This window comes from Frigoribacterium sp. PhB116 (genome assembly GCF_004364285.1).
Taxonomy (GTDB): Bacteria; Actinomycetota; Actinomycetes; order Actinomycetales; family Microbacteriaceae; genus Frigoribacterium.
This window is the reverse complement of sequence record NZ_SOBE01000003.1, coordinates 143,773-165,615: the sequence shown is the minus strand read 5'-3', so window position 1 is coordinate 165,615 and position 21,843 is coordinate 143,773. Positions and strand designations below refer to the sequence as shown.

The following is a 21,843-nucleotide window of genomic DNA, read 5'->3' as shown; positions in this document are numbered from 1 at the left end:
GCCGCTACGGGACGCGAAAGGGACGAGGAGCCGCGGGGCCCCGCGTCATCTCGTCCCTTTCCCGTCGCCTAGGCCTGCTGCGGCAGCGCCGCCTCGATCACGCCGACGATCGCGGGGTCGTCCGGCTCGGTCGTCGGCCGGAACCGGTGCACGTCGCCCGAGGGCGTGACGACGAACTTCTCGAAGTTCCACTTGACCTTGCCGGCCTTGCCGTCGGCGTCGGCCGTCTTCTTGAGCTCCGTGTAGAGGGGGTGCTCCGAGCGGCCGTTGACGCGGACCTTCTCCATCATGGGGAACGTCACGCCCCAGGTCGCCGAGCAGTACTCGTCGATGGCCTCGGACGAGCCGAGCTCCTGCAGGAACTGGTTGCTCGGGAACCCGACGACGGTGAAGCCGCGCTCGCCGTAGGTCTTCTGCAGCTGCTCGAGCTTCTCGTACTGCGGTGCGAGTCCGCAGCGCGACGCCACGTTGACGACGAGCACCACCTTGTCGGTGAAGGCCCCGAAGCGGGTGTGCTCGCCGCGGAGGGTGGTCAGGTCGATGTCGTCGAGGTCGCTCATGGGCGCGACGCTACTCGTCCGGGGGGTGAGCCACCTGCGACACAGCACGTCGCGCCTCCTGAGTCAATCCCCCCTCGCGACTTGTCCCGGCCCGCGGGGCCCGCAAGGATCAGGGAGATGTCCGACGACCCCCGACGCAGAGTCCTCGTCGAGGCGCACGGCGACGACCTGGCCGGGGCGGAGCGGTTCTTCGGCTCGGGCTACGGCGAGGTGGGCGGCCTGCGGTTCGTCGAGACCCGCGACCCGTTCCACTGGCGTCACACGACGCGCGGCGACGGCGAGCTGACCCTCCGCACGACGCACTTCTCGGGCGAGGTCACCGGCACCATCCAGCCGCGCGGCGAGCGCATCGTCCAGTGGATCGGCCGCGGCTCGGCCCACATGGACATCGGCCGCGACGAGGTCACGCCCGAGATCGGCCAGCCCATGCCGTTCCCCTGGGGTCGGCCCTTCTCGTTCCGCGTGACCGACGTCGAGCAGAACCTCCTGCACCTCTCCGACCGGGTCCTCGACGAGGTCGCGTCCGAGCGGGAGGACGCCTACCCCGGCTCCGTGCGCTTCGACCACACGGCCGTGATCGACGACGAGGGCCGGGCTCGCTTCAACTCCGCCCTGCGCCGGATCGCCCAGACCTACCTCGACGACTCGTCCGACGACGCGGTGCGGGCCGAGACGGCGCGCTACGCGGCGAGGGTCCTGCTCGACACGTTCCCGCACACCTCCCGTCGCCTGCCGGACGAGGTGCTGGCCCCCCGGAACGTGTCCCTCCGCCAGGCGGTCGAGTACGTGCACGGGCGCGCCCACGAGCCGATCACCCCGAGCGGCGTCGCGAAGCACGCCGGGCTCACCCCTCGCGGGCTGCAGCAGGCCTTCAGCCGGCACCTCGACACGACGCCCTCCGAGTACCTGCGCGCCGTGCGGCTCGACCGCGTGCGGGAGGAGCTCGTCGAGGGATCGCCGGAGACGGTGACCGTCGCCGAGGTGGCCAAGCGGTGGGCGTTCGCTCACCTGGGGCGCTTCTCCGCCTCCTACGTGCAGCGCTTCGACGAGTACCCGCGCGAGACGCTGAACCGCACCTGACCGGCCTGCACCCGGGTCGCAGGAGGCGCGGGCGCGTACCGTGGGACGCTCAGCCCGTGGGACCTTCCCCCGGGTGAACCGGAAGAGCCCGCATGAAGCGCATCAGCTACGCCGAGGACCACCTGGTCACCGGCGACGACATCGCCGACGCGGTCATGGCCTACGCGCAGGCCCTCGCGATGAAGGGGCGGTCGGACTCGATCGACGTCCCCGCCGTGGACCGGAACGGCGCGCCCCGGGTCTTCAGCATCCTCGTCGGGCCGGCGAGCCAGATGTTGACCTCCGACTCGCTCAGCGTCGACGAGGCCCGCGGCGACGAGATCCTCGACGAGCGCCTCGTCGCCGAGCTCGCGAGCCGGACGGCCGCGCTCGCCGGTCCGTCGCCCGTGTCGGTGCCGCGGGGCACCCAGGTCGTCGACCTCGAGACCGAGCAGTTCGGCCTCGACGACGAGGACGACAGCCCCAGCCGTTAACCCGGCGGCCATCTCTGCGGCACGTGTCGTGCATATGGTCGTGGCGTCCCGACGCCCGACCGTCCCGAACGCACGACCGACCCGGTCGACCCGACCGCACCAGAGAGAGCTCCCGCATGCGCGCACGCCGCCCGGCCTCCCGCCCCACGACACCGTCCTCCGCACCGGCCGCTGCCTCGACCCCTTCGCGGGCCGCCCGCGTCCGGCGCCCGCTCGGCACCGTCGCCCTCACCGGCACCGCGGCCCTCGCCGCCGCCGGCCTGATCGGCCTCTCGGCGCCCGCGAGCGCGGCCGTCGTCGCGGCCCCGATCGAGGTCTTCGCCGACCAGGAGGCCTTCGACCTGCAGCCGGTCGGCTCGTACGAGACCGGCACCTTCGACGCCAGCGCCGCCGAGATCGTCGAGCACTGGACCGGCCCGGCGCGGGACGCCTCCGGCGAGACGCTGCACCGCCTCCTCGTCGTCAACGCGGCGGAGGCGGTCGTCGAGGTCCTCGACGTCGGCACGCCCTCAGCGCCCGTCTCGGCCGGCTTCACGGTGCAGACCACGGGCGTCACGGCCGCCGACGGCTCGGTCGTGCCCGCGGGCGCCGTCGCCAACTCGGTCTCGGTGCGGGCCGACGGCCTCGGCGCCGTCGCCGTCGAGAGCGACGACAAGACCGACCTCGGCTGGGTCGTCTTCTTCGACGCCGCGGGCGACGGAGGTGCCCTGGGCGCCGTGCGCGTCGGCTCGCTGCCCGACATGGTCGCCTTCAGCCCCGACGGCGCCCGGGTGATCGTCGCGAACGAGGGCGAGCCCGCCGAGGACTACTCGGTCGACCCCGAGGGCACGATCAGCATCGTCGAGGCGCCCGCGACCGTCTCCGCGCCCGCGCAGTCGGCCGTCAGCACAGCCGACTTCCACGACTTCGAGGCGGGCGGCAGCTCGGTGCTCGACCCCGAGGTGCGGATCTTCGGCGGCCGTGCGGATGCCGGCACCGTCACGCCCGAGTCGCCCCTGCTGTTCCCCGTGAGCGAGAACCTCGAGCCCGAGTACGCCACCTTCTCGGCCGACGGCGCGACCGCGTGGGTCTCGTTGCAGGAGGCGAACGCCCTCGCGATCGTCGACGTCGCCTCGGCGACCGTCGCCGAGGTCGTGCCGCTCGGCACCGTCGACCGCGCGGTGGTGCCCTTCGACCCGTCCGACCGTGACGGTGCCGGCGGCGGCCCCGCGATCGCCATCGGCACCTGGGCCGGCGTCGAGGGCTACCTGATGCCCGACACGATCGCCAGCTACGAGGTCGGCGGCTCGACCTACGTCGTCACGGCGAACGAGGGCGACTCGCGCGACTGGGACGGCTACAGCGAGGTGTCGCGGGTCAGCGCCCTCGGCCGGGGCGGCGTCCCGCCGGTCTGCGCCACGTCGCCCGCCGCCGGCTCGCTGGCGCCCGCCGCGCTCGGCCGCCTCAACGTCACCACGGCGAACGGCCTCAGCGCCGACGGCTCCTGCTACGAGACCCTCTACACGTTCGGGTCGCGGTCGTTCAGCATCCTCGACGCGAGCGGTCAGCAGGTCTTCGACTCGGGCTCCGACTTCGAGGAGATCACCGCGGCCGCCGCGCCCGAGTTCTTCAACTCGAACCACACGGAGTCGGCCCTCGACGGCCGCAGCGACGACAAGGGACCCGAGCCGGAGGGCGTCGCCCTGGGCGAGATCGACGGACGCACCTACGCCTTCATCGGCTTCGAGCGCGTGGGCGGGATCGCCGTCTACGACGTGACCGTGCCGACCGCCGCCTCCTTCGTGGCCTACGTCAACAACCGGGACTTCACGGCGCCGCCGGCCGACGCCTCGCCGGCCGCGCTGTCGGCCGCGGGCGACCTCGGACCGGAGGGGCTCGCGTTCATCCCCGCCGCCGACTCGGCGACCGGCGAGCCCATGCTCGCCGTCGGCAACGAGGTCTCGGGCACGACGACGCTCTTCGCGATCACGGTGCCCGCGGCGGTCGAGCCGCCCGTCGTCGTGCCGCCGGTCGTGGTGGACCCGCCGGTCGTCGCGCCGGGCGACGGCGCGGGTGCGCCGGGCGCAGGCGCCGGCGCCGGTGCCGGCACGCCGGGCGCGGGCGCCCCGGGATCCGGGAACGGCGCAGGAGGCGCGGGCACGTCGACCGCAGCCGGCACGACCCGCGACGGCCTGGCCTACACCGGCTCGGAGCTGGTCTCCTGGGCCCTGCCCCTCGCTGGCGGACTCGTCGCCCTCGGCGCCGTGCTGCTGGTCCGCGCCCGTCGCAGGGCGGCCCGCCTGCGCGGCTGACGCCTCTTCGGCCCTCACGAGAGGCCCCGAGTCGACCTCCCCACGCGGGCGACGGTCGATCCGGGGCCTCTCGTCTGTCCCCGCGGGAGGAGGTCGGGGTCGGGCGCGCCCTCAGGCGGAGGCCGAGGCGGCCGGCGCGATGACGTGCAGCACGCCGGGCGCGACCTCGACCGTGACCGGCAGCGGCCCGACGCGCTCGCCGTCGGCGTAGGCGACGATCCCGTCGCCCGACTCGATGACGACCTTCCGCACGCGGTGCACGTGCACCCGCGGGTCGGCGAGGTGCGTGCCCTTCGCGACCTTGAGGAAGAGCCGCAGGAACTGCAGCCGCCCGAGCCGCTCCACGATCAGCACGTCGAGCAGGCCGTCGTCGAGGCGCGCGTGGGGCAGCACCGTCATGCCTCCGCCGAAGGAGCGCCCGTTGCCGACGGTGACCAGCGTGCCCCGCACCTCGCGGGAGTCGCCGTCGAGCTCGAGCCGGTACGAGAGCGGCCGCAGGCGCAGCAGCTCGATCAGCAGGGCGAGGTCGTAGCGGCGCCGGCCCGCGGGCCAGCGCAGGGCGTTCGTCCGCTCGTTCACCACGGCGTCGAAGCCGGCCGAGACGATGCAGCCGAACCAGGTGGACTCGTCGCCGCGCGTCACCCTGCCCGCGTCGATCACGAGCGGCGGCCGGTCGAGCAGGGAGACGAGGAGGCGCGTCGCGGCCTCGGGGTCGTCGTGCGGGATCCCGAGGGTGCGGGCCATGTCGTTGCCGGTGCCCGTCGGCACGATCGCCAGCGCGACCGGCACGCCGACGACGAGCTGCACGCCGAGGTTGACGACACCGTCGCCGCCCACGACGACCAGGGCGTGGGGGAGGGTCAGCACCTGCGCACGCGCGGCCGCGGCGAGGGCCTCGACCGTGGGCTCGCGGAGAGGGACGACGTCGTGGCCCGCCGCACGGAGGGCGTCGACGACGGCGTCGCCCACGCCTCGTCCGCGTCCGGACGACGCCGACGGGTTGATCGCGACGACGACGCGGCGGCGGGGAGTCGGTTCCATCCCCCGATCATGTCAGCGCGGGCGCCGCGCCGCCCTGCGCCGGCGGCTGCGCCGGCGGCTGCGCCGTGGAGCGCACTGCACCGGGAAATGAACACTGCACCGGGTCTGGACCCGGTGCAGTGTACGAAACACGGTGCGATGCCGCGCGGCAGCTCAGCGGCGGCGGCGCTCCGCACCGATCGCGGTGAGCAGCAGCACGCCGCCCGCGGCGAGATGGGTGATGTCGTCGCCGAGGTTCAGCGCGAGGAAGTTGACGTCGGTGTCGCGCACGAGGAACCCGGCGACGCCGAGCACCACGAAGAGCAGGCCCACGGCCACGTTGATCGTGCGGGCGGGCGCACTGCCGGAGGCGCCCGCGATGAGCAGCGCCGCGCCCGAGAGCACCCAGATGACGACGAGCGCCGGGTTGACGTTGAGGAACCCCAGCTCCGCTCCGGTCGTGTCGAAGAACGAGCCCATGTTCTCGGCGAAGAACCCGCAGGCGCCGACGAGCAGGACGAGCGTGCCGATCGTCAGGGCTGCGGCGCGGTTGGGCGACTCGCGGATCGTGGGCTCGTACGCGGCAGGGGTCGTCGTGGTCATACCCCGATCATGCCAGAGCGTCCCCGGGGGAGGTGCGGAGCGGCCCGGGCCGCGGCCCCTGGCCGGCGGCGACGCCCTGCCCTGGCGCGCTGGCGCCCCTGCGAGATGCGGCTTCGCGCTGTGCCCCGCATCCGATCGCCGGACCCGAGATGCGCCCGCACCGCGTCTCGTGCACTGCACGGTGCCTAGTGCGGGTGCAGTGCACGGAATGCGGTGCGCTGCGGTGCGGCTCGCGCCGCGGCCCCTAGCTGGCGGCGTTCGCCGCCGCGGCACCCGCCGCACCCGCACCCGCACCCGCGCCGTCAGCGGCCACGCCGCCGTCCGCCGCCGCGGCCGCGTCCTCCGCCGCGCGGATCGCGGGCACCCGCGTCGCCTGGCTCATGAACCGCCGCACGTCGAGGTCGACGATGATGTCGGCCGGCCGCAGCGGCCGGGTCAGGTAGAGCCCGTCGAGGGCGGTGATGCGGCTCAGCGCGACGTAGGTCTGCCCGGCGCTGAAGACGCGCGTGCCCAGGTCGACGATGGCGCTGTCGTACGTCTTGCCCTGCGACTTGTGGATGGTGACGGCCCAGGCGAGGCGCAGCGGGAACTGGGTGAACTCGGCCACGACGTCCTTGCGGAGCTGCTTGGTCGAGGCCGACCACGAGTAGGCGAACTTCTCCCACACGGCGGGCTGCACCTCGTGCTCCTCGCCGTCGACCTCGACGAAGACGGTGTCGCGCACCTTCGTCACGGTGCCGGTGGTGCCGTTGACCCAGCGCTGGTCCTGGTCGTTGCGGAGGAACATCACCCGGGCCCCGCGCTTCAGCTCGAGCGCCTCGTCGGCGGGGAACGTGCGTCCGCCGAACTCGCCGCTGACCTCGGCCTTGGCCGTCAACACGCGCCCGGGCAGCCGCTCGAGCTCGACCTTGTTGATGCGGGTGACGGTGTCGTTGCGGGTCGCGAGCGTGATGGCGGTGCCGTCGGTCGGCGCGGGTCGTGCCCCGGCGCCGTTCAGCGCGCCGGCGATCTCGGCGGTGACGCGGCCGTGGCGCACGGCGTTGAGCATCTCCTTGAAGTCGCCCTCGGTCTGCCGGTGGATGAACGCCAGCTCGTAGATGCGCAGCGACGCCTCGTGCCAGACGTGCGCGTCGAAGAACCACATCGACCGGTAGTTGTCGCGGAAGTACGCCCGCTCCTCGGCGTCGCCGGGCACCGGGGGCAGCTGGTACGGGTCGCCGAAGAGGACGACCTGCACGCCGCCGAACGGCTCGGACCGGCGCTGGCGGGCCTGGCGCAGCGAGCGGTCGATCGCGTCCATCAGGTCGGCGTTGACCATCGAGACCTCGTCGATCACAAGCGTGTCGATCGTGTTCAGCAGCTTGCGCAGCTCGCTCTTCTGCTCGATGTCGTGGTCGGCGATCAGCCCGATCGACAGCCTGAAGAGCGAGTGGATCGTCTGCCCGCCGACGTTGAGGGCGGCGACGCCGGTCGGCGCGCAGATGACGACCTGCTTCGACGTGTTCCACGACAGGTGGTTCAGCAGGGTCGACTTGCCGGTGCCGGCCCGGCCGGTGACGAAGATGTGCTCCTTCGTGTCCTCGATGGCGTCGAACACGGCCTGCTGCTCGGCGGAGAGGGCGACGGACACGGGCGGCACGGACCTTTCGGGCGGGGGAGGCGGGACACCCAATCTACCCGCGCCTCCTCGGCTGCACGGCTGATCGTGACCTCGGCCGACCTATGCTGTGGACATGTCTTCGTCCGTGGGGGAGAGGAGGCGACCGTCGTCGTGGTGGCCCTTCGTCGCCATCTGGGGCGGCGCCGCGCTCTTCGTGGTCATCGGGTTCGCCGTGACCGTCGTGGCGCTGAACGCGACCGTGTACAGCGCCGGCGGCTTCGCGCGCGGCTACCTCGACGCCATCGACCGCGGCGACACCGCCAGCGCGATCACCCTCGCCGGCATCGAGCCGACGGGCGAGCTCGAGGACGCCCTGCTCACCGTGCCCTCGCTCGGCGGCCTCGCCGACGTGCAGGAGGAGAGCGAGCTCGACCTCGGCGACGGCACCCGCACCGTGACGCTCTCGTACACGCTCGACGGCACGCCCGGCCAGTCGCAGTTCGTCGTGCAGCAGGCCGGCACGCGCTTCGGCTTCTTCCGCGCCTGGAGCTTCGCGCAGACCCCGACCGCGACCCTCGACGTCACGCCGATGAACGACCCGCGCTTCACGGTCGACGGCCGTCTCGTCACCACCGAGAGCGGCGACGTCGCCACGCGCTTCGAGGTGCTGGCCCCCTCGCGCTTCGTCCTGTCGCACGAGAGCGCGTACCTCGAGGCGCCGACCGTCCCCGTGACGGTGATCAGCGCGGGGGCGACCTCGTCGGCCAGCGTCGCGACCGTGGCCCGCGCCTCCTTCTCGCAGGTGCTGCAGGAGCAGCTCGACACGATGCTCGACACCGACTGCGTGACCCAGCCGGTGCTGCTGCCCGCCGGCTGCCCCTTCGGGCGGCAGGTCGACGACCGCGTCACGGGCGAGCCCGCGTGGAGCATCGTCGCCTACCCGCAGGTGGCCGTGCAGCCCGGCACGGTGTCGGGACAGTGGCTCGTCACCGAGGCCGCGGGCACGGCGCACCTCGTCGTCGACGCGCAGTCGCTCTTCGACGGGCGCCGCTACGCGATCGACGAGGACGTCCCCTTCACCGTGAGCTACACGATGAGCATCGGCACGGACGACGTCCTGACCTTCCAGTAGGTCAGCCGCCCTCGCCGATCAGGAACCGACTGGTCGGATCTCCTGATCCGTGCACGATCCAGGACGCTCGCTCCCCCTGCCGCACCAGGCAGGACGCATCGTCCTGAATGAGGAGAGAGCAGGACCGGACACCAGGAGGCGGCCCCCGCCCCGGTGGGGGAGGGGGCCGCCAGGTGCTGCACCGGCCGCGCAGGCAGGGTCGCCCTACCGCGCGGCGACCTCGTGTCGGCGGCGTCGGCGGCGGGCCGCCTCGAGCGCGAGCACCAGCCCGCCGGCCGCGAGCAGGACGCCCGCGACCAGCCCGGCGTCGACGGCGGACTCGGGCTCGCCGCCCGTGTAGGCGAGCGAGCCGTCGTTCGAGCCGGGCCGCAGCGGGGCGCGTCCGGCGTCGGCGGGCGCCGTGTCGACGACCCGGAAGGCCGCCCGCAGCGCCACCTGCGACGTCGCGCCCACGGCCTCGACCTCGTGTGCCCCGGTCGTCGCGGCGGCAGGCACCGTGAACGACCCGCGGACGATGCCGTCCGCGTCGGCGGTCAGCGTGCCGAGCGCGATCGGGTCGCTGAACAGCGTCAGCGACACCTCCTCGCCGGGTGCGAAGCCGTCGCCGTCGACGGGGACGACCGTGCCCCGTGTCGCCGAGTCGGCCAGGACCCGGATCGACGGCGTCCACGCCCCCGGGGTGCCGGGGTCGCCCGGGTTCCCGGGCGTGCCGGGGTCGCCCGGGTTCCCGGGCGTGCCGGGGTCGCCCGGGTTCCCGGGGGTGCCGGGGTTCCCGGGGGTGCCGGGGTCGCCGGGGGGTCCCGGGTCCACCGGGCCCGGGTCGACCGGAGCGGCCGCGATCACCGCGGTCGTGGTCGTGGCCGAGCTCGAGCGTCCGTCGTCGACCGTGACCGTCACCGTGTAGCTCCCCGGCAGCGCGTAGGTGTGCGCCCCCGAGACCACGCCGTCGGCGACCGTCCCCGACGTGACGGCGGTGCCGTCGCCCCAGTTCACGAGCGCGGTGACGCCAGCACCGGCACCAGCACCGTCACCGGCACCGACCCCGCCCGTCACGGTCGCGAGCGCGCCCGAGACCTCGACGCCGGCCGTCCCGGCCAGGCCGGCCTCCGCGCCCGTGGCGACCAGCGCCTCCGGCGGTGCGAGGCGCGTCCCGTCCGTGGCGATGGCGAACACGTGGATCCGCCCGGCCGACCGCGGGTCGCCCGTCTGCGTCGGCATCGTGAGCGACACGGCACGGGTGCCCTCGGGCAGCGTCACGGGCGCTGTCGAGTAGACGCCGGCGACGGCCGTGTCGGATCCGTTCGCCCCGTTCGTGCGGCCGTCCGACGTCGCGACGACGATGTTCCCGAACGAGGGCGTGGTCACGCCGCCCGTCCAGTCGCCGAACTCGATGGGCAGCTGCTGCGTCGTGCCGTCGTCGAAGGTCAGCGTGCCGACCGTCTGCTGCGGCTTCTCGGTCGCGGTGCCGATCACCGACAGCTGCGTCACGTCGTCGCCGAGGTCGAGCGGCAGCACCTGGCCCTGCCCCGTCGCGTTGTCCGGCTCGCCCGCGGGGACCGCCGGCAGGTCGAACGTCAGCTCGGTGCCGGGCACGGCCACCTCGGTCCCCTGCACGAAGCCCCCGCCCGCCAGCGACGGCCGCGAGAACCCGTTGCCCAGGTAGTCGCAGTTCGCGGCCTGTCCGGGCTCGCCGAGGCAGACGCTGTCGAAGGCGTCCCCGAACGCCGGAGCCGTCCGCGAGACGACCACCGAGGTCGTCGTGCTCGCGGAGTCGGTGCCGTCGGTCGCGGTCACGATCGCCGTGTAGGTCGCCGGGGCGTCGAACACCTTCGCCGGCGCCGTGACGTCCCAGCCGCCGAGGGCGGTCGGGGTCAGGGTCGCCTGCTGCGGGCCCTCGCCGTCGAGCCAGTCGACCGTCGCGACGAGTCCGTCGGGCACGGCGCCGGCGTCGCCGCCGCCGGCCTCGGGCGACCCCGTCGAGGAGGCGCGGGTCACGGTGGCGACCGCGCTCTCGAACGAGGCGCCCGCCTCGCTCGTCAGGCCCGGCTTGCCGCTGACCGTGAAGGCTCCGGCCGGTGCCGTCGGGTCGGCCATGAGCTCGATCTCGCTGAGCGTGGCCGCGCGTCCGTCGGTGGTGCCGGTCGTCGCGATCCGGTACCAGGTGAAGGGCCGCGGGTCGGTGACGGCGAAGGGCCGGGTCTGCAGCGCGGACGGGAACGTCTGCGCCGCGCGCTCGTCGAGCGGCAGCCAGGTGGTGCCGTCGGTCGAGCCCTCGAGCGTCCAGCCCGTGGGGGCCGCGGAGCCGTCCGGCCCGTTCGTCAGGGTGTACCGCGACACGGTGACCGGCCCGGAGGCCGAGCGCCAGGTGACGTCGGCGTCGGGCAGGTCGAACGTCGCCGCGGTGCTCGCCGAGTCGTCGGCGAGGCGGGCGACGTCGGTGCCGTCGCTCGCGCTGAGCACGCCCTGGCCCGCCGTGGTGGCGTCGACCAGCGCCGCCGCCGGGTCGGCGGGGTCGGGTGCGTGGGCCGCCCAGCCGCTCGGCTGCGTGCCCATCTCGAACTCGAGCACGCCTCCTCGGCTGATGCTCTGCTGGCTGAGCGACGCGGTGTCGATCGCCTCGCCGTCGAGGGTGGCCGACTGCACGTAGACCGCATCGGTCGAGTTGCCCTCGGCGCGGACCGTGAAGTCCTCGCCGTTCTCGAGGTGGATCGTCGCCTCGTCGAAGAGCGGCGAGCCGATCGTGTACGAGTCGGTGCCCATCGCGAGCGGGTAGAAGCCGAGCGCCGAGAACAGGAACCACGACGACATCTCGCCGTTGTCCTCGTCGCCGGGGTAGCCCTGCCCGATGTCGCTGCCCACGAAGAGGCGCTGGGTGATCTCGCGGACGACCCGCTGCGTCGTGGCGGGGTCGCCGTTGGCTGCCGACACGTACGGGATGTGGTGCGAGACCTGGTTGCTCATGCCGAGCTGGCCGATCCGCACGTCGCGGGCCTCGACCATCTCGTGGATGACGCCGCCGTAGCCGCCCGGCTTGTCCGCCTCCTCGGGCGTCGCGTAGAACTCGGCGAGCTTCGCGTCGAGGCCCTCCGAGCCGCCGTACAGCGCGGCGAGGCCGGGCACGTCGAACGGGGCGTGGAACGCGAAGTTCCAGCCGTTCGTCTCGGTGTAGGCGCCGCCCCACGACTCGGGGTCGTAGGTCTCGGCGGGCTCGGCGAAGGCGCCGTCGGCGTCGCGCGCCTGGAAGAACCCGGTCGCCGGGTCGAACAGGGTGCCGTAGTCGCGGGCGCGGTCGAGCAGCCAGGCCGACTCCTCCCTCAGCTGCGCACGCCGCGCCTCCGGGGTGGCCGGGTCGTCCGCGAGCTTGGCCGCCATCTGGCCGAGGCCGAAGTCGTTGATGTGGCCCTCGAGCCCCCACGACACGCTCTCGCCCGTGCTCGACGGCGTCCAGCCGAGGAACAGCGACTGGTCGAGGCCCTTGCGGCCCACTCCGCTCTGGGTCGGCTGCACGCTGGCGTTCTTCAGCGCCGCGTCGTACGCCTCGAGCGCGAGGTCGCCGTCGACGGCGCCCTTCACGTAGGCGTCGGCGAACGCGACGTCCGAGCTGGTGCCGGTCATCAGGTCGGCGTAGCCCGGGCTCGACCAGCGGGCGATCCAGCCGGCGTCGCGGTACTGCTGCACGAAGCCGTCCATCAGCTCGCCCGCGATCTCCGGGTAGAGCAGCGAGTAGGCAGGCCAGACCGTGCGGTAGGTGTCCCAGAAGCCGTTGTTGACGTACACCTTGCCGTCCTTCACGGCGGCGTTCGTCGTCGTGTCCGTGGCGGTGCCGACGGTCGGGGCGACCGGGCTCGCGTAGCGGTAGGTCGGCGCGGCGGCCGTGCCCGTGTTCTCGAACTGCGAGTTCGGGTACATGTTGAGGCGGTAGAGGCTGCCGTAGAGCGTCGCCAGCTGGTCGTCACGGGCGCCCTCGACCGTGATCACGCCGAGGCGGTCGTTCCACTGTCGCTCGGCGTCGGTGCGCACCTCGTCGAAGCTGCGACCGGTGAGCTCGAGGTCGCGGTTGTGCGCCGCCTGCTCGGACGAGATGAACGACGTGGCGAGGCGGAGCTCGACGACGCCGGCGGCGCTGCCGGCCCCCGCGGTGGAGACGTCGAACGAGGCGTACCGAGCACCCGCCCGGTCGCCCGCGGCCGCGCCGACGGAGGTGGGCGTGCGGTCGAACTGACCGCTCACGAACATGCGGGTCGCCCCCGTCGACAGGCCCGAGCCGCCCTCGACCCAACCGGAGACCCGACCGTCGGCGGAGACGGTGAGGCCGGAGTTCCCGGCGACCTGGTCGACGAGCACGCTGCCGGTGCGGTCGCCCGCGGCCGCGCCCTCGGTGCCCGTGCCCTCGGGGGCTGTGCTCTCCGGGAAGGCGAACCGCAGCACGGCGCCGTGGTCGGTGGGCGTGACGGCGGCCTCGAGGCCGCTCGTCGTGTCGACGCTGTAGAGGTCAGGGCGCGCGATCTCGGCGCCGTGGTCGAACTGGAGGGCCCGGGCCGTGAGCGAGGCGTCGGGCGCGGTGCCGCCTCCTGCGGCTGCGTCCGCGGCGGTCACGGCCGTCGTCGAGGGCAGGATCGCGAGCTGGTTCCGGTCGCCCATCCACGGGCTCGGCTCGTGCGAGACGCCGATGCCCTGCAGGCGGGGCAGGTTCGCGTCGTCGTTGCCGCGCTGGTAGTCGTAGAGCCAGGTCTGGCTCGACGCGTTCGTCATCGGGGTCCAGAAGTTGAACCCGTTCGGCACCGTCGCCGCGGGCACGTTGTTGCCCCGGCTGAAGCCGCCGGTCGAGTTGGTGCCGCGGCGGGTGTCGACGTAGTTCACGAGGCTCGAGCCGTCGACCCGTGCGGGTGCCGGGTCGAGGTCGAGGTCGTCGACCCAGCCCTGGAACGTCGTGCCGACCGCGCCGCCGGCGTTGTCGTAGTCGAACAGGACGCGCGTCACGGTCTCGCCGGCGAGGTCGCCGAGCGGCACCCGCACCGAGTTCCACTGGTCGGCGTAGAGGATCTTCGACGAGCCGCGGTCGGCGGCCGAGGTGCCCTCGCCGTGGGCGTCGACGACGCCCTGCACGCCGCTCACGACGCGGCCGTCGGCCAGTTCGAGGTCGATCGCGGCGTAGGTGGCGGGGTACTGCAGGTCTCCGCCCAGCTCGGGGAAGATCCGGTACGAGAACTCGGTGTCGTCGCCGATCTCGAGCTCGAGGCCCTCGAACAGGACGTTCGTCGCACGGCCGGCGGCGGCCGTGTGCTCGCCCGCGTAGCGCAGCGACTTCGTGCCGCTGAAGCCCGCGCCGGGCTTCATGTTCGGTCCGCTGACCGGGCCGCCGCCGACCACGGTCACCATCGGGCCGGACTCGGGCGCCGCCTCCGTGCCGTCGCCGAGCGACCAGTCCGCGAGCTGGGTGAGGCCCGCGCCCGCGTTCTGCGTGATGTCGAGCCGGTACGCGTCGTAGGCGCCCGGGGCGGTGACCGCGTACTCGTTCGTCGCGCCCCGGCCCGTGAACGCCACGGCGGGCTGGTCGGCGAGGTCGACCCAGGTCGCGCCTCCGTCGACGGAGCCCTGCAGCGTGACCGCTCGCGGGTCGCGCTCGGGGGCGTCGTTGCCGCTCGTCAGCGACCACTCGGTCGCGGTCTGCGGCGAGTCGAGCAGGTACGTGATCGTCGCGGTGCGCTGGAACGCGAGCCACTTGCTGGCGGGGTTGCCGTCCGTGAGGTTCACGGCGATCTCGCCCGGGGCGTTGTCGGCGCTCGCCGAGGCCTCCGTCACGTGGCCGAGCAAGCTGCCGGGCGGCAGACCGTTCGAGGCCTTCACGGTGCCGAGGTCGTCGGGCGTCGCGGGCGTGCTCGCGAGGGGCTGCGTGTCGTCGGCCTCGAAGCTGGTGCGCCAGTCGCTGCCGAGCACGGCTGCGGCCGCACGCGCGTCGCCGCCGCTGCCGCCTGCACCGCCGCTGCCGCCGCGGCCTGCGGCGCTCGCCGCGTCCACGCCGACGAGGGCACCGGTCGCCGCCAGGGCCGTCGCGGTCACGATCACCCCCGCCCGCTGTGCTCGCGTGCGCCAGGTCGCCCCGGGGTGCTGCGGTCGCTGATCGGTCTGTGAACGGCCTGACGCCATCGTCGTGCTCCTGCGGGTGATCCCGTGATCTGGGTGAGGCCGCTCGGGAGCGGCCGTGCATGACGGGGTACACCTGTCGTCGATGACAGCGCCGTCAGCTCGTCATTCCTATCGGCACCGTGGCCCCCGGTCAAGGGGTGTCCACTGGTTCCGGGGTACAGGCGACGGGTCTCGGGTGCAGGGCGGCGCCTCCTCGGCTCGGCCTCTCGCCCCCAGGTGAACCGTCACGGAGTGCTCCCCAGGCGTGTGCGGGCAGCAGTTCGTGCCGGTTCACCGCCCGAGGCGAGGCCGGGCCGGGCCGGAGGTGGGGCCGGGAGGCTGGGCCGGGCCCGGCCGCCCGGTCAGGCGCGCGAGGCGACGTGCGCGGCGAGGACGTCGCGGGTCGACGTCCAGTCGCGTCCCTCGCCCCAGCGGTCGTTGTCGACGCGGCGGAGCTGGCCGTCGCCGCTGTACATGCTCACGAGGTACTGCATGCCCTGCCAGGCGGGGAACGCCTCGTCGGTCTCGCGCGAGAACCGGCGCATGCCTTTGCTCATCGCCGAGAGCAGGCCCGTGGTGCCGGCCCACTGCACGCGGAACGGCTCGCCCGTCAGCGACGACATGGTGCGGGCGAGCTCGCGGGCGGTGACGCGGTCGCCGGCCACCTCGACGTACCGCGGAGCCGAGGCGTCGAGGGCGACGGCGGCCGTGACGGCGGCGGTGTCGTCCTTCGAGGTGAAGTCGAGCACCTGGTCGGCGTCCGACCAGAAGAGCACGAGCTTGCGGTCGGCCAGCACGATCGGGGCTTGCCCCGTGAGCATGTCGGCGAACGCCCCGTTGAGCACCGAGGAGGCGCGGATCGGGGAGGCGTCGAGCACGCCCGCGAACTCCCGCCGGAACTCGAGGTTCCGGTTCGACCGCGGCGGCAGGGACCGGTAGTCGGCCGAGTAGTCGGAGGGCACGAAGCGCGGCACGCCCTCGGCGACCGCGGCCTCGAGCAGCGCGGTCTGCGCGTCGACGATCACGTCGCGCACCCCGCTGACGGTCGACACGACGACGTCGACGCCGCGGACCGCGTCGCGCAGCGCCGCCGGGTCCCCGTAGGAGGCACGGGTCACGACCACGCCCTCCGTCCCGCCGAACAGGCGGTCGGCCGAGCTGCTCGCGGGGCGGGTGAGCACGCGGACGTCGGCGCCCCGGGCGAGCAGCTCGCGGACGACGCGGCGACCGAGGTCTCCGGTCGCTCCGGCGACGAGGACTGTGGGCATGGGGGCTCCTGACGTGGGTCCTCCATCAGTACGCGCCCCGCGCCTCCGGCGCCTGTGCGCGGGGCGCTAGGCTGGCGCGGACCCGCTCGTCGGCGGCGCCCTCGACCGTCGCCGTGGTGAGGCCGCCGATGCCGTGCGTGCGCCGCTCCCGCTGTCAAAGGACCATCGCCTCCTCGTCCCGCTTCGGGTCCACGAACAGACGAGAGATGCTCCCTGCACAGGTGCAGGGAGCATCTCTCGTCGGTTCACGGCCCGTCAGGGCCGGGGCCGGATCAGTCGGCGTCGATGACGACCGTCGTGATGACGGGCGTGCGACGGTGGCGACGGAAGAACCAGCGGCTCAGGCCGTCCTCGATGGCGCGCTCGGCGGCCTCGCCGTCGACGTGGCCGCGTGCGGTGGCCTGCTCGAGGGCCTTGGCCGCGACGTCCTCGGCCTGGTCCTCCCAGCCGACGGCCTCGACGAAGCCGCGCGGGATGAACTCGACGGGCTCGACCAGCTTCTGCGTCGCGAGGTCGAAGATGCCGAGCACCGTGATGTGGCCCTCCTCGGCGAGCGACAGGCGGTCCTTGAGGGCGTCCTCGGTGGCGACGCCGATCGTGGCTCCGTCGACGAACACGTAGGGCGCGGGGATGCGCCCGGCGATGCTGGCGCGGCCTCGGTCGAGATCGACGACCACGCCGTCCTCGACGACGAGCACCCTGTCCTCGGCGACGCCGGTGGCGATCGCGAGGTCGGCGTTGGCCGTGAGGTGGCGCCACTCGCCGTGCACGGGCAGGACGTTCTTCGGCTTGACGATGTTGTAGCAGTAGGTCAGCTCGCCGGCGCTGGCGTGGCCGGAGACGTGCACCTTGGCGTTGCCCTTGTGGACGACGGTCGCGCCCCAGCGGATCAGGCTGTTGATGACGCCGTAGATCGCGTTCTCGTTGCCGGGGATGAGCGAGCTCGCGAGGAGGATCGTGTCGCCCTCGCCGACCTTGATGATGTGCTCGCGGTTGGCCATGCGCGACAGGGCCGCCATCGGCTCGCCCTGCGAACCGGTGCAGATCAGGACGATCTTGTTGTCCTGCATCTTGCTGAGCTGCTTGAGGTCGACGACCAGGCCCTTGGGGATGTTGAGGTAGCCGAGGTCGGAGGCGATGCCCATGTTGCGGACCATCGAGCGGCCGACGAAGGCGACCTTGCGGCCGTGCTTGTGGGCGGTGTCGAGCACCTGCTGGATACGGTGCACGTGGCTGGCGAAGCTCGACACGACGATGCGCTTCGGCGCCTCGCGGAAGACGCGGTCGATCGCGGCGCCCAGGTCCTTCTCGGCGGTCGTGAAGCCGGGGACTTCGGCGTTGGTCGAGTCGGTCATGAACAGGTCGACGCCCTCGTCGCCCAGGCGGGCGAAGTGGTTGAGGTCGGTGATCCGCTTGTCCATCGGGAACTGGTCCATCTTGAAGTCGCCCGTGTGCAGCACGAGGCCGGCGCTCGTGCGGAGCGCGACGGCGAGGCCGTCGGGGATGGAGTGGTTCACGGCCACGAACTCGAGGTCGAACGGGCCGGCCTGGTGGTGGTCGCCCGCGGCGACCTCGTGGGTGATCGGCGTGATCTTGTGCTCCTGCAGCTTCGCCGTGATGAAGGCGAGCGTGAGCTTCGAGCCGACCAGGGGGATGTCGGGGCGCTCCTTGAGGAGGTAGGGCACGCCTCCGATGTGGTCCTCGTGGCCGTGCGTCAGCACGATGGCCTCGACGTCCTTGAGGCGGTCGCGCAGCGGCGTGAAGTCGGGCAGGATCACGTCGATGCCGGGCTGCGTCTCTTCCGGGAAGAGCACGCCGCAGTCGACGACGACGAGCTTGCCCTTGTGCTCGAAGAGGGTCATGTTGCGTCCGACGTCGCCGAGGCCGCCGAGCGGGGTGACGCGCAGGGCGCCGCGCTTCAGGGGCTGGGGCTTCTTGAGGTCGAGGGAGTGCTTGGTCGCTACGTTCGGCATGCTGGCCGCTTTCTGTGGGGGAGTCGCGCGAGGTGTGCCCGCACGGAGGTGTCGGTGTTCTGCCGGCGTCGACCCGCTCGGCGGGCTGCCCGGCCCGCTGTGGCGGGACCGGCGAAGGAGGCTCAGGTCTCGGTCGGCGACTCGCTGTCGAGCGCCGTCGAGATCGACCACATGGCGATCCGCCTCGCCGCCCGTGTGGGTTTCGGCGGAGGCGTCCGTTGCGTCCACTGGCGTGGTCGCGTCGACCACAGAGAGCGTGGCCAGACGAACTGTCGGACCGCAGTCTAGGCCACCCGGCTCGACGCCCGCCTCCTGGCGTCCTCGCTCTCCTCATTCAGGAACATCTGTCCTGATCCGCGCACCGGGGGGACCCGCAGTCCTGAGTCGTGCACGAGTCACCCGAGCCCCCCGACTCCCTGGATCAGGCCTTCGCGAGCTGCGGGTAGAGCGCCTCGAGCGGTGCCGAGAGCGCCGCCTTCACCTGGCGAGAGGTCTCGTCCGCGAGCACCTCGTGCTCGCCGGCCTGGAGGGCGTCGAGGACGTCGGCGACGAGCGCGGCCGGGTCGGTCTTGGCGTCGGTGACGCCGGCGGCCATGGCGGTGTCGACGTAGCCGACGTGGACGCCGACGACCTGCACGCCCGCGGGCTGCAGCTCGAGGCGCAGCGAGTTGGTGGCCGACCAGAGCGCGGCCTTCGTCGCGGAGTAGACGCCGGCGACGGCGTACCAGGAGAGGGCGGAGTGGATGTCGATGATCGCGGTGCCGCCGCCGTGGGCCGAGAGGAGGGGCGCGTAGGCCCGGGCGAGGAACAGCGGTCCGAGGAAGTTGGTCTCGACGTTCGCGCGGATCTCGTCGTCGGTGTGGCTGAGGATGCCCGGCGTGGGCGCGTTCGCGCCGGCGTTGTTGACGAGGATCGTCACGTCGGGCGCGGCCTCGACGACGGCCGCGATCGAGGAGGCGTCGGTGACGTCGAGGGTGAGGGGCACGACGCGCTCGTCGTCCCAGGTGCGTGGGGTGCGGGCGGTGGCGTAGACCTTGGCGGCGCCGCGGGCGAGGGCGGCCTCGACGAAGCGGGTGCCGATGCCCCCGTTCGCTCCGGTGACGAGGACGACGGAGCCGGTGATGTCGGTCATGGGTGTTCCTTCCGAGGGTGGTGCGAGGATGAGGCGGCTCGTGATCGAGTCGCCGTAGGTGACTCATGTCATAATTGAGTTCAGTCAGTTTCTATTCCGGGAGATCCGAATGACGCCGTCAGCCCCGCCGCCCGGCCGGCGCGAGCGCAACAAGCAGGAGAAGCTCGAGCGCATCACGCGCGCCGCGTCCGACCTGTTCTCCCGGCACGGCGTCGACGAGGTGACGACGCAGCAGATCGCCGAGGCGGCCGACGTCGGCGCCGGCACGCTGTTCCTCTACGCCCGCACGAAGGGCGAGCTGCTGCTGCTGGCGCAGAACGCGGCGTACGCGCGGTCCCTCGACGAGGGGATCCGCGCCTCCTCGGCCGCCTCGACGGCGCTCGACGCTGTCGTCGCCGTCCTCGAGCCGATCGTGCACTGCAACCGGGCCCAGGTCGAGAACGGCCGCACGTACCTCCGCGAGATGGCGTTCGGCGACGCGACGGAGCCGCACCACGCGGAGGCGCTCGCGATCGTGGCCAGGACCGAGGAGGCGGTGGCCGGGATCGTGGAGCGCCTCACCTCGGCGACGACCTCCGACGCGGCCGCGCTCGCGCACGTGGTGTCGGCGGTCATGATGCTCGCGATGTCGTCGGCGGTCGACGAATCCGTCCCCGACGACGAGATCGTCGCCGGGGTGCGCCGCCAGCTCGAGGTCGTCCTGCCGCGCTGACCTACGGGAGGCTGACGACGGCCTTGCCGCGGATGCGGGTCTTCCCGAGGCTGTCGAGGGCGGCGGCCGTCTCGGCGAACGGGTGGGTCGCGCCGACGACCGGGCGGATGGCGCCCGCGTCGACGAGCGCGGCGATCTCGCGGAGCTGGTCGCCGTCGGCGCGCATGAAGAGGAACTCGTAGCGGACCCCGAGCCTCTTCGCCTGGGCGCGCACCTTCCGGCTCAGCCCGGCGATCGCGAGGCGCACGACCGGGTTCAGGCCGGCGGCCTTCGCGAAGGCGGGGGTGGGCGGGCCCTGGATGCCGATCGCGAGGCCGCCGGGGCGGAGCACGCGGAGCGACTTCGGGAGGTTCTCGCCGCCGAGGCTGTCGAGCACGAGGTCGTAGCCGGACAGCTCCTCCTCGAAGTCCTGGGTGCGGTGGTCGACGACGACGTCGGCGCCGAGCTCGCGGAGGAACTCGGCGTTCGACGAGGAGGCGGTGGTCGCGACGTGCGCGCCGAGGTGCTTCGCGAGCTGGATCGCGATGGTGCCGACCCCGCCGGCGCCCGCGTGGATCAGCACCTTCTGCCCGGGCTGCACGTTCCCGCGCTCGACGAGGGCCTGCCAGGCCGTCAGCGCGACGAGCGGCAGCGACGCGGCCTCGACGGTGCTGATCGAGGTCGGGGCGAGGGCGACGTCGGACTCGGCGACGGAGATGCGCTCGGCGAAGGTGCCGATGCGGTGGTCGCGGGGGCGGGCGAAGACGGCGTCGCCGGGCTTGAGGCTGCGGACCGAGCCGCCGACCTCGATCACCGTGCCGGCGAGGTCGTGCCCGAGGGTCAGGGGCGCCTCGTACGGGAGGATCAGCCTGAACTCGCCCTCGCGGATCTTCGCGTCGAGGTGGTTCAGGCCCGCTGCGGCGACCTGGACGAGCACGTCGTGGTCGCCCACGGTCGGCTCGGGCACGTCGGCCTCGTGCAGCGGCTTCCTGTACGCGTCGAAGACGAAGGCTCGCACGGTGCTGACTCCTGATGCTCGGTGGTTCGCTGCGTCGATCATCGAAGTCGACTTGACTCAATAATGAGCACGCTCACTTAGATTGTCAACACGTCTGCTCGACGTGCCCCACGCGCCCGGCTAGCCCCAGGACGGCTTCGGGGCGTCGGCACCGACCAGAACCGACCACTCGGCGCGCGGACGCGGCGCGGACGCGGCACGGACGCGCACGCTCGCCGACCCTGGGCGCCAGCCCCGCTCCCGCCGAGGCCCGAGGTATATCGTTCGGGCATCGCTCGACCCTCGACAGGAGATCATCATGGGCACCTCGCGCACACCCGGCACCTTCGGCATGGACCTCGACGGGATGTGGCAGGCCATGGACCAGCTCCGCTCCACCTTCGACCGTCGTGACGGCGCCCGTGCCCCGCGCGGCGAGGTCCGCGCGGCGATCCTCGCCCTGCTCGGCGAGCGGCCGATGCACGGCTACCAGATCATCCACGAGATCGACGAGCGCAGCGGCGGCGACTGGAAGCCCAGCGCCGGCTCCGTCTACCCGACGCTGCAGCTGCTCGCCGACGAGGGCCTGATCGTCGCCGAGGAGACCGACGGCCGCAAGGTCTGGTCGCTCACCGACTCGGGCCGCGCCGCCGCCGGCGTCGACCCCTCCGACCCGTGGGCCGCCCCGCGCTCCTCCGGCGACCGTCGCACCGCCCTGCCCAAGGCCGGCGTCGAGCTCGCCCGCGCGACCGCCCAGATCGGCCGCACCGGCACCTCCGCACAGGTCGACGAGGCGGTGGCGGTCCTCGACGAGGCACGTCGGCGCATCTACTCGATCCTCGCTCGAGACTGACGCGGGTGGCGTCGCCCCGTCCCGACGAGGCCAGCTCCGCGGCA

Annotated in this window: 15 protein-coding genes; 6 read left to right on the top strand and 9 right to left on the bottom strand. The window is 73.1% G+C overall.

Annotation, left to right across the window (positions count from 1 at the left end; all coding sequences use genetic code 11):
- Nucleotides 1-68: 68 nt before the first annotated feature.
- Complete coding sequence (locus EDF20_RS12060; RefSeq protein ID WP_123548466.1) at nucleotides 69-560, bottom strand: glutathione peroxidase; 492 nt, start codon at nucleotides 558-560, stop codon at nucleotides 69-71.
- A gap of 117 nt (nucleotides 561-677) precedes the next feature.
- On the opposite strand from EDF20_RS12060, the gene EDF20_RS12055 reads away from it, so the two are divergent.
- From EDF20_RS12055 to EDF20_RS12045, 3 genes are all read left to right on the top strand, one after another.
- Nucleotides 678-1,640: a helix-turn-helix domain-containing protein gene (locus EDF20_RS12055; protein ID WP_133738830.1), complete on the top strand. Its 963-nt coding sequence runs from the start codon at nucleotides 678-680 to the stop codon at nucleotides 1,638-1,640.
- Between the two features lie 92 nt (nucleotides 1,641-1,732).
- Complete coding sequence (locus tag EDF20_RS12050) at nucleotides 1,733-2,113, top strand: hypothetical protein (RefSeq protein ID WP_123548468.1); 381 nt, start codon at nucleotides 1,733-1,735, stop codon at nucleotides 2,111-2,113.
- A 116-nt stretch (nucleotides 2,114-2,229) separates the two neighbouring features.
- The gene (locus EDF20_RS12045) at nucleotides 2,230-4,404 is read left to right on the top strand and encodes a choice-of-anchor I family protein (protein WP_208292638.1); all 2,175 of its coding nucleotides are present in this window, start codon (nucleotides 2,230-2,232) and stop codon (nucleotides 4,402-4,404) included.
- Nucleotides 4,405-4,515: 111 nt separating this feature from the next.
- Here the strand turns inward: EDF20_RS12045 and EDF20_RS12040 are convergent, their stop codons facing one another.
- The 3 genes from EDF20_RS12040 to EDF20_RS12030 form a co-directional block, all read right to left on the bottom strand.
- Entirely contained in the window at nucleotides 4,516-5,445 is a 930-nt protein-coding gene (locus EDF20_RS12040) for a diacylglycerol kinase family protein (RefSeq protein WP_133738829.1), read from the bottom strand.
- A gap of 153 nt (nucleotides 5,446-5,598) precedes the next feature.
- The gene (locus EDF20_RS12035) at nucleotides 5,599-6,027 is read right to left on the bottom strand and encodes a DUF4383 domain-containing protein (RefSeq protein ID WP_133738828.1); all 429 of its coding nucleotides are present in this window, start codon (nucleotides 6,025-6,027) and stop codon (nucleotides 5,599-5,601) included.
- A gap of 244 nt (nucleotides 6,028-6,271) precedes the next feature.
- Entirely contained in the window at nucleotides 6,272-7,657 is a 1,386-nt protein-coding gene (locus EDF20_RS12030) for an AAA family ATPase (protein ID WP_133738827.1), read from the bottom strand.
- 103 nt (nucleotides 7,658-7,760) lie between these two features.
- Here EDF20_RS12030 and EDF20_RS12025 point away from each other — a divergent pair, with 103 nt between their 5' ends.
- The gene (locus EDF20_RS12025) at nucleotides 7,761-8,759 is read left to right on the top strand and encodes a hypothetical protein (protein ID WP_133738826.1); all 999 of its coding nucleotides are present in this window, start codon (nucleotides 7,761-7,763) and stop codon (nucleotides 8,757-8,759) included.
- 204 nt (nucleotides 8,760-8,963) lie between these two features.
- Here EDF20_RS12025 and EDF20_RS12020 read toward each other — a convergent pair whose 3' ends face one another.
- From EDF20_RS12020 to EDF20_RS12005, 4 genes are all read right to left on the bottom strand, one after another.
- Complete coding sequence (locus EDF20_RS12020) at nucleotides 8,964-14,819, bottom strand: GH92 family glycosyl hydrolase (RefSeq protein WP_243833475.1); 5,856 nt, start codon at nucleotides 14,817-14,819, stop codon at nucleotides 8,964-8,966.
- Between the two features lie 428 nt (nucleotides 14,820-15,247).
- Nucleotides 15,248-16,153 carry an NmrA family NAD(P)-binding protein gene (locus EDF20_RS12015; protein ID WP_133738825.1) on the bottom strand — a complete coding sequence of 302 codons (906 nt, stop codon included), beginning with the start codon at nucleotides 16,151-16,153 and terminating at the stop codon, nucleotides 15,248-15,250.
- Nucleotides 16,154-16,425: 272 nt separating this feature from the next.
- Nucleotides 16,426-18,126 carry a ribonuclease J gene (locus EDF20_RS12010; RefSeq protein ID WP_123548473.1) on the bottom strand — a complete coding sequence of 567 codons (1,701 nt, stop codon included), beginning with the start codon at nucleotides 18,124-18,126 and terminating at the stop codon, nucleotides 16,426-16,428.
- 421 nt (nucleotides 18,127-18,547) lie between these two features.
- On the bottom strand, nucleotides 18,548-19,258 hold the full coding sequence (locus EDF20_RS12005) for an SDR family oxidoreductase (protein ID WP_133738824.1): 711 nt from the start codon (nucleotides 19,256-19,258) through the stop codon (nucleotides 18,548-18,550).
- Nucleotides 19,259-19,367: 109 nt separating this feature from the next.
- Here EDF20_RS12005 and EDF20_RS12000 point away from each other — a divergent pair, with 109 nt between their 5' ends.
- Nucleotides 19,368-19,970, top strand: a complete 603-nt coding sequence (locus tag EDF20_RS12000; RefSeq protein WP_133738823.1) for a TetR/AcrR family transcriptional regulator — start codon at nucleotides 19,368-19,370, stop codon at nucleotides 19,968-19,970.
- A 1-nt stretch (nucleotide 19,971) separates the two neighbouring features.
- Here EDF20_RS12000 and EDF20_RS11995 read toward each other — a convergent pair whose 3' ends face one another.
- Entirely contained in the window at nucleotides 19,972-20,967 is a 996-nt protein-coding gene (locus EDF20_RS11995) for an NADP-dependent oxidoreductase (protein ID WP_133738822.1), read from the bottom strand.
- Nucleotides 20,968-21,265: 298 nt separating this feature from the next.
- Between EDF20_RS11995 and EDF20_RS11990 the strand changes: the two genes are divergently transcribed.
- Entirely contained in the window at nucleotides 21,266-21,799 is a 534-nt protein-coding gene (locus EDF20_RS11990) for a PadR family transcriptional regulator (protein ID WP_228506932.1), read from the top strand.
- Nucleotides 21,800-21,843: the final 44 nt, after the last annotated feature.